Genomic DNA, 1,005 nt, shown 5'->3' on the forward strand with positions numbered 1-1,005 from the left:
GCCATGGCGTCTTGTAGTTCAGCGCCTGATGAGGGCGCACGGTGTTGTAAATGCGCTCCCAAGCCAGGAGCTGTGGCCTGATTCCTGCAACGGTCCAATCCAGATCGGCCACCTCATAGAACTCCTCTCTGTGCGTGCGGTGCGCCCGCTCCACGCGACCGTTTAGCTTGGGCGAGCGCGGAGGTAAGACGAAGAGCAGGATGCCTCTCCTCTCACACTCCCTCTCAAACTCCGCCTGGAACTCGGAGCCGCCGTCCACCTGAATCGCCCTGATTGGGAAAGGTGACCGCTTCTGAAGCGAGTCCAGGAATCGACTAGCGGTGGCAGCTGAAGCCCTGGTGGTCACCTCCAGGACATCCCAACGGGAGACCATGTCCCGGGCCGTGAAATGCTTGAGAATGACACCCGGCAAGGGCCGCAGGTCGAGCGTGTCCACCTGAACCAGATCTCCTGCACGACTCACCCGGTAATCTCTCGGCTTGCGTATGGCGTAAGGTCTCAGAAAGGAGCGGCGACCAACCGGAATCCGCGTCCGCGGCGCCTGTACAAGCCGTCCCCGCTCGCGCAGCCGGCGCAGAATCCGACCCACCATCGAATTGGACACTTGCCAGCCCGCTTCTCTCAGAAGAGGGGCCAGCTTGTCTTTCCCCCAACGCGGGTTCGCCTCCCTTAACTCCAGCACCGCCTCCACCAGCTCCGGCGAAGCGGTGGATTGTCGCACCCTCCGAGGACGCCGCGACTTCTCTTCCAGGCTCTCAAGGCGCTCGGGATCGTAGCGCCTCTTCCAGCGATAGAACGTTTGGGGAGTGATGCCGAAGTGGCGACAGGTGAGCCGAGCGTTATGGCCGTGGAGGGAGTAAAAGTCCATCCACCGGAGCCTTCTTTTGGCCTCCCTGGAGAGCTCCTTCCCGCGGCCTGCGAGCCGTCGCGCTCCGGGAGCCATCCCGTCAATGAATCGCATAGTGACACCATTCTAGGTGTCACCAATGTTTCTGAACGAGCACA

At 61.7% G+C, this 1,005-nt stretch carries 1 protein-coding gene; it reads right to left on the reverse strand.

Going from position 1 to position 1,005, the window contains the following annotated elements; genetic code table 11:
- On the reverse strand, nt 1–961 hold a 961-nt coding region (locus QME71_11120; GenBank protein MDI6858850.1), incomplete at its 3' end, for an integrase core domain-containing protein.
- Between the last annotated feature and the right edge of the window lie 44 nt (nt 962–1,005).

The organism is Dehalococcoidia bacterium (assembly GCA_030018455.1).
GTDB lineage: Bacteria > Chloroflexota > Dehalococcoidia > DSTF01 > JALHUB01 > JASEFU01.